The organism is Polynucleobacter nymphae, assembly GCF_018882155.1.
Taxonomy (GTDB): Bacteria; Pseudomonadota; Gammaproteobacteria; order Burkholderiales; family Burkholderiaceae; genus Polynucleobacter; species Polynucleobacter nymphae.
On record NZ_JACVPA010000001.1, the window covers coordinates 1,070,673 to 1,082,528 of the forward strand.

General features: G+C 44.8%; 12 protein-coding genes. 7 read left to right on the forward strand and 5 right to left on the reverse strand.

The window, feature by feature from the left end:
• Nucleotide 1: 1 nt before the first annotated feature.
• Complete coding sequence (locus ICN29_RS05485) at nt 2–514, reverse strand: methylated-DNA--[protein]-cysteine S-methyltransferase (RefSeq protein ID WP_216130482.1); 513 nt, start codon at nt 512–514, stop codon at nt 2–4.
• Nucleotides 515–632: 118 nt separating this feature from the next.
• Between ICN29_RS05485 and ICN29_RS05490 the strand changes: the two genes are divergently transcribed.
• The 6 genes from ICN29_RS05490 to zapD are packed head-to-tail and all read left to right on the forward strand — an operon-like array spanning nt 633 to nt 5,940.
• Nucleotides 633–1,922 (forward strand): HlyC/CorC family transporter, encoded by a 1,290-nt coding sequence (locus ICN29_RS05490; RefSeq protein ID WP_216130484.1) that lies wholly within the window; start codon nt 633–635, stop codon nt 1,920–1,922.
• On the forward strand, nt 1,919–2,998 hold the full coding sequence (locus ICN29_RS05495; RefSeq protein ID WP_216130486.1) for a GspE/PulE family protein: 1,080 nt from the start codon (nt 1,919–1,921) through the stop codon (nt 2,996–2,998). The genes ICN29_RS05490 and ICN29_RS05495 overlap by 4 nt, the downstream gene beginning before the upstream one ends.
• The gene (locus ICN29_RS05500; protein ID WP_216130488.1) at nt 2,989–4,035 is read left to right on the forward strand and encodes a type II secretion system F family protein; all 1,047 of its coding nucleotides are present in this window, start codon (nt 2,989–2,991) and stop codon (nt 4,033–4,035) included. Before ICN29_RS05495 ends, ICN29_RS05500 begins: the two co-directional genes overlap by 10 nt.
• Complete coding sequence (locus tag ICN29_RS05505) at nt 4,035–4,535, forward strand: prepilin peptidase (protein ID WP_216130490.1); 501 nt, start codon at nt 4,035–4,037, stop codon at nt 4,533–4,535. The genes ICN29_RS05500 and ICN29_RS05505 overlap by 1 nt, the downstream gene beginning before the upstream one ends.
• Entirely contained in the window at nt 4,490–5,176 is a 687-nt protein-coding gene (coaE, locus tag ICN29_RS05510) for a dephospho-CoA kinase (RefSeq protein ID WP_216861474.1), read from the forward strand. The genes ICN29_RS05505 and coaE overlap by 46 nt, the downstream gene beginning before the upstream one ends.
• A gap of 11 nt (nt 5,177–5,187) precedes the next feature.
• Nucleotides 5,188–5,940, forward strand: coding sequence for a cell division protein ZapD (gene zapD, locus ICN29_RS05515; RefSeq protein ID WP_216130492.1), 753 nt, complete (start codon nt 5,188–5,190; stop codon nt 5,938–5,940).
• Here the strand turns inward: zapD and ICN29_RS05520 are convergent.
• Genes ICN29_RS05520 through secA form a run of 4 tightly spaced genes read right to left on the reverse strand, consistent with a single transcriptional unit; the run spans nt 5,937 to nt 11,300 of the window.
• Entirely contained in the window at nt 5,937–6,353 is a 417-nt protein-coding gene (locus ICN29_RS05520) for an NUDIX domain-containing protein (RefSeq protein WP_216130494.1), read from the reverse strand. The genes zapD and ICN29_RS05520 overlap by 4 nt on opposite strands.
• A 14-nt stretch (nt 6,354–6,367) precedes the next feature.
• On the reverse strand, nt 6,368–7,225 hold the full coding sequence (locus ICN29_RS05525) for an ATP-binding protein (RefSeq protein ID WP_216130496.1): 858 nt from the start codon (nt 7,223–7,225) through the stop codon (nt 6,368–6,370).
• A gap of 14 nt (nt 7,226–7,239) precedes the next feature.
• Nucleotides 7,240–8,475, reverse strand: a complete 1,236-nt coding sequence (gene argJ / locus ICN29_RS05530) for a bifunctional glutamate N-acetyltransferase/amino-acid acetyltransferase ArgJ (protein ID WP_216130498.1) — start codon at nt 8,473–8,475, stop codon at nt 7,240–7,242.
• A 59-nt stretch (nt 8,476–8,534) separates the two neighbouring features.
• Nucleotides 8,535–11,300, reverse strand: coding sequence for a preprotein translocase subunit SecA (secA, locus tag ICN29_RS05535; protein WP_216130500.1), 2,766 nt, complete (start codon nt 11,298–11,300; stop codon nt 8,535–8,537).
• Nucleotides 11,301–11,315: 15 nt separating this feature from the next.
• Here secA and ICN29_RS05540 point away from each other — a divergent pair, with 15 nt between their 5' ends.
• Complete coding sequence (locus ICN29_RS05540) at nt 11,316–11,855, forward strand: hypothetical protein (protein ID WP_255538075.1); 540 nt, start codon at nt 11,316–11,318, stop codon at nt 11,853–11,855.
• The last annotated feature ends 1 nt before the right edge of the window (nt 11,856 follow it).

Here is an 11,856-nt window from a genome sequence, read left to right on the forward strand (position 1 = left end):
ATTACAGCGCGCCCTCGTGGATTAAAAGCCATAATTTGATTTGGCGATATAAACCCGGCGCATTTTCCTTCATAAAACCCCCAATCCCTTGTGCAGAAACGACTCGGTGACACGGTGCGATTAAGGGATAGGGATTAGCACCACATGCCGTTCCCACTGCACGCGGACCGCTCTTAAGCTTTTTTGCAATCTCGCCATAGGTTTTGGTTTTGCCAACTGGTATGGCCTGAATGCTTCTCCACACCCTTTGCTGATGCTCGGTTCCTAATGGCTTTAACGGCAGATCAAGCTGATGATGCGCATTCCGAAAGTAGGCTTTGAACTGCTTTTCGGCCTCTCTTGCTAATTGGTTTTTAGGGCTCACTAAGCTGGCGGAAGTGGGCAGGTAATCAATTCTAGATAACATCAAACTGCCATCAACCAGCTCAGTCAAAATACCCAATCTTCCAAAAGGGGCTGCAATGACGCAATATTGAGCGCTATCTGAGAAAGCTTGTTTTTTAACTGGGGCCATTAGTAGTGATTCTCACATAATTAAACACTGAAGACGACACTACTTTCTTTCATATCTATAGCATGTGAAATGCCACTTTGCTATATTGATTCATCCTTACTTTTTGCAGGCAGCCCCCATGGACACCTTTTTTGACGATTGGCCTTTTTATAGCCAAGTTGCTCTAGTCGTCTTTTTACTGGCTCTTTCTGGCTTTTTCTCAATGGCCGAAACCAGCATGCTGTCATCAAATCGCCATCGCCTTCTTGCCATGGCTGGAGCTGGCAATAAAGGGGCTGCTTTAGCAGAGCGACTCCTCAAGCGCATTGATTCGCTTTTATCAGTGCTCTTAATTTCCAATAACCTCATCAACACCATTCTGCCAATCCTAGTGACTGGCATTGCCCTGCATATCTTTGGTGATAGCGGACTTGTACTTTCTATCGCAACTTTAGTAGTTGCTTTGCTGATTATTATTTTTAGTGAAATCACCCCAAAAGTGATAGGGGCAGCCTTTCCAGAAAAGATTGCTTCTCGAGTCGGTTGGTTCATTCTGCCGCTGAGCTTTTTACTAAAACCCTTGCTGTGGTTTATTAATAGCTTTGTATCAGGCCTGATGAAGATCTTGGGGCTGCAATCTTCCTCAGATAGCAGAACCATGAGTAAAGAAGAATTGCGTAGCTTGGTGCTGGAATCCAACCGCTTTGTATCAAACCATCATCGTAATATTTTGCTAAACCTATTTAACCTAGAAAATATTACAGTTGACGATGTGATGACTCCAAGGTCGAAGATTGAAATTCTGGATCTCTCGCGACCGATTGAAGAAGTGATTCAACAGCTAGAAACCTGCTATCACAATAAGTTACCTGTCTGTGATGGTGATTCTGAGCGCATTGTGGGCATCCTTTCCGTCAAGAAGGCCTTGTCACTATTGGGTGATACGGACTTAAAACATGAAGACTTTAAATCCTTATTAAATGAACCCTATTTTATTCCAAGTGGAACGCCAGTTCTACAACAAATGCAGTTCTTTCAAGATAATCAACAACGCTTAAGTCTGGTCGTCAATGAATATGGTGAAGTTCTTGGTCTCGTAACCTTTGAAGACATAGTGGAAGAACTCATTGGCGAATTCACAACCTCTTTTTCTAATCTTTCAACTGATCCCCAATGGTTAGTGAATGGCACCTATCTGGCTAGCGGCACTGCATCTCTAAGAGATCTCAATCGTTTACTAAATCTCAATCTACCCTTGGATGGTCCTCGTACCCTTAATGGTCTGATCCTAGATAAGCTCGAGGCAATACCGGATCATGATGTCAGCCTACGAATTGCAGGCATCGTAATGGAGATTGTCCAATTTGATGAGCAGGGCGTAAAGACCGTCAAGCTCTATCGACCCTCAGGCACTCAAGAGCAAGATTGAGCGGCACTCATGATGACTCACTCATTATTCGCACCTGGCATGAAATCGCAGTTAATGCGCTGGAATCTAGGGCGAGTGATATTCATATTGAAGCTGGACCACAAGCTACTTTAGTCCGCATTCGGGTAGATGGCTTGCTGCAAGTACAAGCGCAATTTGAAATTGAGCTTCATGAACGACTAATTACTCGCATCAAGATACTAGCGCGTCTTGATATTGCTGAAAAACGCCTGCCACAAGATGGCCGACTCTTAATTGGTCCTGATTTTTCTAAACCTAATATTGATTGCCGAGTTTCGATCCTTCCTACTCTGCATGGTGAAAAAGCAGTTGTTCGAATTTTGCCCAATTGCATCAACGATCTTGCTATCGAACAAGTTGGCTTACTCCCAGAACAATTAGCAATATTTCAAAATGCTCTGAACCAGGTCAATGGTTTGATATTGGTAACCGGCCCTACTGGTAGCGGTAAGACCAGAACCCTCTACAGCTGTTTACGTACCCTAAATAAAAGTCATCGCAATCTTTGCTCTATAGAGGATCCGATTGAAATTCGCCTACCTGGCGTGAATCAAGTGGCGTATCACCCTCGCTCAGGCTTAGATTTTCCAACAATTATCCGCGCCCTGTTGCGGCAAGATCCAGACGTCATCATGATTGGTGAAATTCGAGATAGTGCCACTGCCCAACTTGCTATACAAGCAGCGCAAACTGGGCATCTTGTCTTGAGCACACTTCATACTCGCAATGCTAGAGGTGCATTAACTAGATTAAAAAGTTTAGGAATTGACCAAGAGTCTCTTGAATCTTGCTTGCGTAGCGTGAGCTCACAACGCTTGGTACGAAGGATATGTCGGCAATGTCTGGCTTGTGACATAAAAGAAGTTAGCCCATGCCTTACCTGTAAAGGAGTTGGTAGCTATGGTCGCATTGGGGTACATGAAGTATTAAGCGCATCGCATTTATTTAATCCGTCTTTAAAGTATTCAAACATGTATGAGGCTGGTCTTCAATATGTCAAAGCGGGTTTGATTCAAGAGGTCGATCTACAGACTGAGGTCGGCACATGGCACTAAGAAAATCGGATCAACTCACATTTGCGCAGCAGCTCTTATCACTTTTAACTGTTGGGCTTCCACTGCTAAATGCTATAGAGCTCATTCTTGTAACTAGTCCAAAACATTGGCAACGCTGTTTGAGTAATTTGCGAACTCTGTTGAGGCAAGGAGAAAGCCTGTCTCAAGCCTTGCTAGCACAGAGAAGCCAGTTTTCTGCGGAATTTATTAATCTCATTAGAGTCAGTGAGCGCACCGGAAATATTGAGCTGGCACTACAAACCATTTGCCGGCAACTTGAGGCTCAAATTGAATTACAGCGTAAGGTCCAACAAGCTTTGAGCTACCCCATCATCACACTTGCCAGCTCCTTTCTGCTGATTCTGGTGATGATGATTTGGGTTGTGCCAGTATTTAAAGATGTCTTTGCCCACTTTCAGGCTGAGTTGCCAGCGCCTACCAAAGCGCTCATTCAGATATCTACCGTCATTGAACGTTTTTTCCTGGAAATAACGGCGCTTCTAATAAGTAGCGCTGGGATATTGCTACTCTGCTGGCTCAAAATGCCCCGCTTACAGAAAAAATGTGATCGACTGAGTTTTTGCATTCCGATGCTAGGTAAATTATTTCGCCTGGCAACACTGACCTACTGGTGCAGAACTTTGGGACATTTATTGGACTCAGGCTTAGCACTTCCCGATGCACTTCGTGTGACTGCGCAATCCTCCAATCATTGGCTTAGCCATGACCTCAGTGCAGAAGTCTTCAAGCACCTTACTAGGGGATGGCCACTGGGTGACGCACTGATTCGCGCTGACCCTAAACAGGTCTTATTTGATCTTGAAACTTTACAATTATTACGAATCGCTGCGGAAAGTGGATCCCTTCCCCAGATGCTGGGCAAACGAGCAAATACTCTAGGCTCTCAACTCAGTAACCGCCTTAATACCTTAAGTCAAAGCTTAGAACCCTTGCTGATCATTTTTGTTGGAATTATTATTGGCAGTCTTGTCATAATCCTATATCTTCCAATCTTTAATCTAGGGCAGATTGTGTAATGAGCTCTTTGGCAGTCATTGACCTGATTCGGCTTTTGCTAATTTTGGTATTGGCTTATTTAGCCTTCATTGATTTACGTACTTTTCGATTGCCTGATCTCATTACTTTGCCACTCATTTTTGTAGGCCTTTGTTTTAATGGTTTCTCAAACCTAGCATTTGTAGGCCCTCAAGAATCTATCCTTGGTGCGCTATTGGGCTATTTATTGTTATGGCTATTGAATCACCTATATCGATACATGAAGAAGGAAGATGGCATTGGCATGGGTGACGCCAAGCTCTTAGGTGCTCTAGGTGCCTGGCTCGGTTGGAGCGCCCTGCCCGGCATCCTATTCATAGCATCAGCCTCTGGAATCCTTGGTGGCATCCTCTGGCTCAGACTCAATAAAAAAAATCATAGGTCGCCATTTCCTTTTGGACCATTTCTGATCTTTGCTGGCATCATTGAGTTGTTATGGCCACAGTTGCTACAAAATCTACTACTGAGCAATCCGACCTAAGCGCACTAAAGGGGCACATACCCCTGATTGGCTTAACCGGAGGCATTGGCTCTGGAAAAACTGTAGTCAGTGACTTGCTGGCCAAGCTTGGTGCCGGCATCGTTGACACAGACCTCATTGCCCACCAAATTACCGCGCCTAATGGGGCTGCAATCTCACTGATTGCGAAACAATTTGGTCCAGACTTTATCGGAGCTGATGGCGCACTTAATAGAGACAAGATGCGCTCCTTAGTGTTTACTAGTCCGGAAGCCAGAAAATCCCTAGAAACAATTACCCACCCACTGATACGCCAAGAAACTACTAGGCAAGCCTTGCAGTTAAATAAAGACGGTGCACCATACCTCGTCTTCGTTGTGCCCTTGCTCATTGAGTCTGGATCCTGGAAGAATCTGATTGATTGTCTAGTCGTCGTGGACTGCCCCAAAGAGACCCAAATTCAAAGAGTGATGCAGCGCAGCAATTTATCCGAAGAAGAGGTTGCAAGAATTCTGGCGGCTCAGGCTAGCCGAGAAGAGCGCCTGAAGCATGCCAATGTAGTGATTGAAAACCAGGGAAGTCTTCAGAAATTAGAGGTAGAGGTACAAAACTTGCATCAAAAAATCTTACAGATTCAGAAGGATCAACTCAGTTCGTCATAGAATATGGCCTTGTGATTGTCTACGAATACCCATTTAACGAATTAGTTCGAAGTATGCTTCGGCTGGAGTATTTGTTCGCCCGTTTTAATCACTTCCTACGCTCAGATGATCCAGAGCTTCACCATAACGCCATCTCTATTTTGTTTGATCTTGGTGATATTGGTGCAAGAGGCGATATCAAGTCTTTATTGCTCAAAGAATTCGAGCGCCAAAAATATGCGCTCAATGGTCTCAAGTCATCACAGAAGGTAGACCAAGAAGCTCTAACCCAAACTCTGGCTGAAATTGATTGTGCTGCTAGTAGCATCAACCATTCTACTGGCAGACCCAACTCAGCCATTACTGAGAGTGAGTGGTTAAATGCGATTCGTACTCGATTGAATATTCCAGGCGGGACAAGTCCCATTGATTTACCTAGCTATCACGCGTGGAAAAATAGTCCTTCAATCGAGCGCCGCAAACTTTTAGAAAATTATGTGGCACCACTCTTGCCATGGCAAGAATCGTGTCAATTATTTTTGCGCCTATTGCGTCAGTCTGGCGAAGCAAAAGAAGTGCTTGCTAACAATGGCTCATTTCAGCAAGCGCCTTCTGGCAAGGTATATCAATTAATGCGTATTACATTGGAAGATGACGCGCTCTTCTCAGAAATCAGCGCTAATAAATATTTACTCTCAGTACGCTTCCTAAAAGCCGATGGGGCCAAAAAGGCACAGCTTGTTAATGCGGATGTGCCATTTAAACTGACACTCTGTCAGTTTTAAGCCAAAGACCTTCTAAGGCACTCCAGCATTGGCCAAGCGGCTGGCAGCAAGGGGCTCACACTCGGAGCCTGAGCGTTAATGAACTCCCAAGATAGCGCTTGCCCCTCACGCCCTATAGGCTTGCCTGTCCAATCACGGATGATGCTGACATATAAGCGGACATAAGCATGTGGATAGTCATGTTCCAAGACAGTTAATTCTTGGCTAGACTGAATATCGATACCAAGTTCTTCCTGCAGCTCACGCTGTAAAGCCTGAAAAATAGTTTCACCTTTTTCAACTTTTCCACCTGGAACTTCCCAGTAGCCAGCATATGGTTTACCTTCAGGTCTCTGACCTAAAAGATAGCGGTTTTCCCCATCTAGCAATATTCCTGCAGCAACAACAGTCACAGGACGATTCATTTCATTCATAGAAATAAATCATCTTAAGCGTGAGAGCCAGCCCAGTGTTTTGCAAATTGCCAAGCGACACGGCCAGAACGCGAACCGCGCTCTAGCGCCCAAACTAAGGCATCTGCACGAGCAGATTCAATTTGCGCCGTATTCAAACCAAAATGACTTAACCAATGCGCAACGATGGCCAAATACTCATCTTGCTTTGGCGGATAAAAGGAGAGCCACAATCCAAAACGTTCAGATAAAGAAATTTTTTCTTCTACCACCTCACCCGGATGAATCTCACCATCATCGCTATAAGCGTAGCCTTCGTTATCCTTCATGTATTCAGGTAATAAATGGCGGCGATTTGAGGTGGCATAAATCAAAATATTATCGACTTGGGCAGAAACAGAACCGTCAAGCGCAGATTTCATTGCCTTATATCCAGATTCACCTTCATCAAATGACAAATCATCGCAAAAAACAATGAAACGTTCAGGTCGCTCAGCCAAGATATCGGCAATATCAGCCAAGTCAGCTAAATGCTCTTTCTCAACCTCAACTAAACGCAAACCTTGGCTAGCAAACTCATGAAGGGCTGCCTTAATGAGGGAGGATTTACCAGTCCCCCTAGCGCCTGTAAGCAATATATTATTCGCGGGCTTTTTTTCGATGAAGTGTTTGGTATTTTCACGTATAGCATCTCGTTGACGATCAATATTCTTCAAATCATCAAATGTGATATCTGAAATATGCTTCACCGGTTGCATAAAACCAATGCTGCCAAAAATACTGTCGCGCCTACGCCATCTAAATGCGGTGGAGGAATCCCACTCCTTCTCAGTTAAAGGCTTAGGTAGGAAAGTTTCCAGATGATTTAAGAGTTGCTCTAGTTTTTCGTTCATGTTTTTCTTAACAGTTAAGAGCGGTAGTCAGCGTTAATTGAAACGTATTCATGAGATAAATCACACGTCCACATGGTTTGGGTGGCATTACCGCGTCCTAAGTCAATCTTCACAGTAACCTCTGAAGCCTGCATTACTCTTTGGCCATCCGCTTCCTGATAACTTGGGTTACGACCACCATCTTTGGCAACCCAAACATCACCGAGCCACATCTGCACACGACCTACATCTAAGTCGGTAATGCCTGCATATCCAATTGCCGCCAAAATACGGCCCAAATTTGGATCACTTGCAAAGAAAGCAGTTTTCACTAAAGGGGAGTGGGCAACTGCTTTTGCAACCAAACGACACTCTGCTTGGGTCTTGCCGCCTAGCACTTCAATGGTGATGAATTTAGTAGCGCCTTCACCATCACGCACAATCATTTGCGCTAACTTTTTAGCGAGGGCCATCAAGGCATCACGTACCGCTGCATAACTTGGATCTGTCGCCGATTGAATCTGGACTGCAGACTGACCGGTTGCAATGATGATGAATGAGTCATTCGTTGAGGTATCACCATCAATAGTGATGGCATTGAAAGAAAGATCAGCAATATCACGGGTGAGCTTAGTCAATAAGCCTGGGGCAAAACCGGCATCGGTTGCGATAAAACCCAACATGGTAGCCATATTCGGATGAATCATCCCAGCACCTTTACAGATACCGGTAATCACTACTGGCCCCGCTGGTGTTGATACCGTCATTGAGCTTGCCTTAGGCTGAGTATCGGTAGTCATGATGGCCTGAGCAGCATCAAACCAATTGTCTTCACCTAGATTGGAGACCGCCTTTGGTAAAGCACTAATTATTTTTTCAATCGGCAAGGGTTCCAGAATCACACCTGTTGAAAATGGCAGAATTTGTTCTGGATTAATCTTCAGTTCTTTAGCTAGAGCGGCACATGTTTCTAGGGCATGCTTCATGCCTGACTCACCAGTACCGGCATTGGCATTACCAGTATTTACTACTAAAGCACGAATTTCTCCATTACGACCCTCTTGTGCTAAATGCTCACGGCAAACTTGTACAGGTGCAGCACAAAAGCGATTTAAGGTAAATACGCCGGCAACTTGAGATCCAGGAGCCAAGGTCATCACCAATAGATCTTTACGATTTGCTTTCTTAATTCCAGCTTCAGCGATACCCATCTCAAAACCTTTGACTGGCTTGAGATCAGCTTTTTGGGGGAGAGGTAAATTAACTGTCATAGTCTGACAATTGTAGATGAGGGTTTAAAGAGGCGCTAGCTAACACCTTTAGGCAGGGTCTAGCTTAAGGCGCCGCAGCAATTCTTATATTTTTTGCCGCTGCCACAAGTACAAGGATCGTTACGACCAATCTTGGGGCCTGTTCTTACCGGCGCAGGGATAACCTCAATTGCATCGCCGCGGTCACCCGTTGAGCCAGCAACTTCTTTATCGGGATCAGCATGTTGATATTGGACATCTGCTAATTTAGCTAAGTCATCATTCATCGACTCAGCAGCTTCATCCAGCTCACTAGCGCTTCTGATCTTGACGGTCATGATGCTTTTCACAACATCATTCTTAATCACACTAAGTAATTCGCCATACAGCTCAAATGCTTCACGACGGTACTCTTGTTTGGGATCTTTTTGAGCATAGCCACGTAAATGAATACCTTGACGCAAATGATCTAAGGCTGCCAAGTGTTCCCGCCAGTGGGTATCTAGGCTATACAGAAGAACAGAGCGCTCAAATCTTGCAAAAGACTCACGCCCGGATAAGTCAACTTTCGCATCATAGGTATCTTTAGCAGCCTCTAGTACGCGATCCACAATCTCTGCATCATCTACTGTCTGGGCACTCTCAACCCAATTGCGCAAGTCGACAGTCAAACCCCAATCGCTTGCCAACACATTTTCAAGTCCAGGCAAATCCCACTGCTCTTCCATGGATTCAAGAGGGACGTAGAGAGAGCAAATCGAGCGCAAAACATCTTCACGTAAATTAGCAATTAAATCGCCAATATCGTTGCTTTCGAGGACTTCATTTCTTAAGCGATAAGTTTCTTTACGTTGATCATTAGCAACGTCGTCATATTCCAATAACTGTTTACGAATATCAAAGTTGCGGCCTTCAACCTTACGCTGTGCTGACTCAATCGAACGAGTCACCATGCCAGCTTCGATTGGCTCACCATCAGGCATCTTTAAGCGTTCCATCACCGAACGCAAACGATCGCCGGCAAAAATACGCAGCAGTGAATCATCTAGGGAAAGATAGAAGCGTGATGAGCCTGGGTCACCTTGACGGCCTGAGCGACCTCTTAATTGGTTATCAATACGACGGCTTTCATGGCGCTCTGTACCAATGATATGCAAACCACCAGCGCTAAGAACATGATCATGCAGACCTTGCCACTCATCTTGAAGCACTTTAATCTTGCCTGCTTTTTCTGCATCAGACAGCGCAGAGTCAGCTTCAATTAAGGTAGATTGCTTGCTTACATTACCGCCAAGCACAATGTCAGTTCCACGACCAGCCATATTAGTAGCAATGGTGATCATTTTTGGACGGCCTGCTTGCGCAATGATCTCTGCTTCGCGTGCGTGCTGCTTAGCATTCAACACTTGATGCGGCAATTTACGTTGATCAAGTAATTTAGAAATCAGTTCGGAGTTTTCAATCGAAGTAGTGCCTACCAGAACTGGTTGGCCACGCTCGTAGCAATCTTCAATATCTTTAGTAACCGCATCATAACGCTCAGGGGAAGACTTGAAGATTTGGTCTTGACGATCTTTGCGCTGACTAATTCTATTAGGTGGAATGACTACTGTTTCAAGGTTATAGATTTCCTTGAACTCATACGCTTCAGTATCAGCAGTACCCGTCATACCAGATAACTTGCCATACATACGGAAGTAATTTTGGAAAGTAATCGTGGCGAGAGTTTGATTCTCATTCTGAATCGGAACACCCTCTTTAGCCTCTACTGCTTGATGAAGACCATCAGACCAACGACGACCTTGCATCAATCGACCAGTAAATTCATCAACAATAATAACTTCTTTGTTTTGCACAACATAGTGTTGATCACGGTTGTACAGACAGTGCGCACGCAATGCTGCATAAACGTGATGCATCAAAGTAATATTTTGTGGGGCGTATAAAGAAGCGCCATCGTTTAAGGCACCCAACTGTACTAAGATTTCTTCTGCTTTATCGTGGCCCTGTTCAGTCAAATAGACCTGCTGCGCCTTTTCATCAACCCAGTAATCACCAGGCTTTTCAACACCACTGCCATCTGATTTTTCTTCACCAATCTGACGCTCTAAGTGAGAAGGAAGTGCATTGATTTTGATGTAAAGATCTGTGTGATCTTCAGCCTGACCAGAAATGATGAGTGGTGTGCGTGCTTCGTCAATCAGAATCGAGTCAACCTCATCGACGATCGCATATGCTAAACCACGTTGCACTCGCTGATCCAAATCCTGGACCATGTTGTCGCGTAAATAGTCAAAACCAAACTCGTTATTAGTACCGTATGTAATATCTGCGGCATAAGCTTCTTGTTTTGTCTTGTGATCCATCTGGGATAGATTCACGCCAACTCTCATGCCTAAGAAGTTATACAAGGTAGACATCCACTCAGCATCACGCTGAGCCAAATAATCATTCACTGTAACCACATGAACACCGTTGCCAGTTAAAGCATTTAAGTAGACTGGGAGTGTTGCCGTTAAGGTTTTTCCTTCTCCAGTACCCATCTCAGCAATCTTGCCTTGATGCAATGCGAGGGCTCCCATAATCTGCGCATCGAAATGGCGCATTTTCATGACACGAACACTAGCCTCTCGAACCACTGCAAATGCTTCTTCAGAAATATCCTCTAAAGTCTCGCCGCTAGCTAAGCGTGATTTGAACTCGGCTGTTTTGGCAGCAAGAGCGGCATCATCCAAAGATTGCAGGCTTGCTTCAAAAGCGCCAACCTTGGCAACGACTTTGCGATACTGTTTTAAGAGGCGGTCGTTACGACTGCCGACCAGGGTTTTTAGAAGACCGATTACCATGGGATATTGAAGAAAATGAAGTCCTTGAGTTTATCACCTGCCACCCCATTTTTTATGAACTTTGCCCGCAAACCATCCCGCAATCATTCAGCCCATGACTGGATGGAATACCTACGGGAATCTCAGGGGCTTGGGGGTATTCTGGCCAAAACAGAAGATCTCGCCCAACTCAAGGCCAAGCTATTGATAGCCTTAGAGCACCTAGGTATCGGACACTTGGGCTCGAAAATTGAGGCTGGATGGCGCTCAGGAGCTCAAGAAGAGCTTTTTTTACTAGTTAGTAGCGCCAGCATTGGCGCCCGCCTACAGCAAATTTTACCTAGCTTAATCAGTGAGTTAGGAAAAATTGGGCTTCATTGCAAAGCTATTAAAGTCAAAGTAAAGCCTGCTACGACGGACTGGGAGGTCAAGCCTAGACTAAACCCTAAGAATCTGCCCCCCAAAGGCTTAAATGAGGCGGCAAAAAAGTCATGGCAAGACCTCTTAGAAAAACTTCCGCCAGAATCCGATCTGCGTAGAGCAGTTGAGCACCTGCTACAAAAAAAATCTCAGTAGC

Coding starts and splice junctions, on each gene's coding strand:
- ICN29_RS05525 (WP_216130496.1), bottom strand. CDS start 7,225: ATGAACGAAAAACTAGAGCAACTCTTAAATCATCTGGAAACTTTCCTA.
- secA (WP_216130500.1), bottom strand. CDS start 11,300: ATGGTAATCGGTCTTCTAAAAACCCTGGTCGGCAGTCGTAACGACCGC.
- ICN29_RS05485 (WP_216130482.1), bottom strand. CDS start 514: ATGGCCCCAGTTAAAAAACAAGCTTTCTCAGATAGCGCTCAATATTGC.
- ICN29_RS05520 (WP_216130494.1), bottom strand. CDS start 6,353: ATGAATGAAATGAATCGTCCTGTGACTGTTGTTGCTGCAGGAATATTG.
- ICN29_RS05505 (WP_216130490.1), top strand. CDS start 4,035: ATGAGCTCTTTGGCAGTCATTGACCTGATTCGGCTTTTGCTAATTTTG.
- coaE (WP_216861474.1), top strand. CDS start 4,490: ATGGCCACAGTTGCTACAAAATCTACTACTGAGCAATCCGACCTAAGC.
- ICN29_RS05500 (WP_216130488.1), top strand. CDS start 2,989: ATGGCACTAAGAAAATCGGATCAACTCACATTTGCGCAGCAGCTCTTA.
- argJ (WP_216130498.1), bottom strand. CDS start 8,475: ATGACAGTTAATTTACCTCTCCCCCAAAAAGCTGATCTCAAGCCAGTC.
- ICN29_RS05490 (WP_216130484.1), top strand. CDS start 633: ATGGACACCTTTTTTGACGATTGGCCTTTTTATAGCCAAGTTGCTCTA.
- ICN29_RS05540 (WP_255538075.1), top strand. CDS start 11,316: ATGAAGTCCTTGAGTTTATCACCTGCCACCCCATTTTTTATGAACTTT.